This window comes from Falsiroseomonas oryzae (genome assembly GCF_027856955.1).
GTDB lineage: Bacteria > Pseudomonadota > Alphaproteobacteria > Acetobacterales > Acetobacteraceae > Falsiroseomonas > Falsiroseomonas oryzae.
Genome location: NZ_JAPSMD010000819.1, coordinates 1 through 1,223, shown reverse-complemented (window position 1 = coordinate 1,223; position 1,223 = coordinate 1). Strand labels below are relative to the sequence as shown.

Below are 1,223 nucleotides of genomic sequence, written 5' to 3'. Positions count from 1 at the left end.
CCTCCAGCCGGACGCGCGGGTCGGCGAGCAGCGCCGCCACCGCACCGTCCGGCCGCAGCGCCGCATGCTGGCGCAGCGCGTCGAGCACCGGCGCTACCAGCTCCACCGCGCGCAGCTCCTGCACCGCGGGGACCGCCGCCGCGCCCCAGGGCGTGCCGCCGCTGCCGACGCCCACCGCGAAGATGCGCCGGGGCTCCGGATGCAGCAGCGCACCCGTCGCGCCCAGCAGCATGTGGCGCGGCAGGAAGGGGATCGTCGCCTGGGCGTGTCCCATGATGAAGAACGGCCCGTGCTCCCCTTCCGCGCCGCCGGCGCGCAGCGCGTCGTCGCGCCAGAAGGCGACGCCGGAGCGATCCTCCCCCCAGGCATGGGCGGTGCCGGGCACCAGGCCATGTGCCCGACGCCAGAACGTCTCGTTGCCCGGCACCAACGCCAGCACCGCCGCGCAGGCGGCCGCGGCTGCCACCGCCGCGCCGCGCCCCGACCAGCCGACGCCCTGTGCCCAGGCGACCCAGAACAGCGCCAGGCCCAGTGACACCACGCCGAGCAGCGCCAGCGTGCCCGCCGTGCCCAGCAGGTGCAGCGTGACGAGGCCCGTCATCACCGAGCCCGCCGCGTTGCCCAGGATGTTCGCCAGCTGCACCCACCCGACCCTCGCGCCCACCTGCGCCAGGTCGCGCTGCACCGCGCGCTGCACGAAGGGGAAGGTCATCCCGATCAAGAAGGCGGGCGGCGCGACCACCAGCACGATGACCACCAGCGTCGCCTGGAAGGCACGCCCGCCGAGGCGCCACCGGTCCGGCATCAGCAGCGCCTCCAGGGGCGGCAGCGCCAGCGCCCACCACAGCGCCAGCAGCAGCGCCGCTGCCAGGACGAAGCCGCCGGCCTGCGCCAGGAAGAAGGCCGGCCGCGGGTCCCGCATCCGCCGCACCCGGCGTGCCGCCACCGCCATCCCCAGGCCGTCGGCCAGCAGGAACACGCCGAGCACGGTGGGGAACAGGTAGGCATGGAACTGGCCCGCCTGGCCCAGCACCCGCACCCAGAGGATCTCGACCGCCACGATCACGTAGCCGGAGACGAAGACCAGCAGGCACCACAGCGGCAGGCTCCCCGCCGCCGGGGCCGACACGGAGGGTGTCGGCTCGGCCGCCGCAGCCGACAGGGCGCGCGGCACCAGCTGCGCCGGCGCGGCGCCGCGCCGCAGCCGCCGCACGAGGCTCAAG

At 76.4% G+C, this 1,223-nt stretch carries 1 protein-coding gene; it reads right to left on the bottom strand.

Annotated elements, in window-relative coordinates; genetic code table 11:
- Nucleotides 1–1,223 (bottom strand): spermidine synthase family protein (locus OZN99_RS31975; RefSeq protein WP_270939217.1); only part of this gene is annotated, 1,223 nt, incomplete at both ends.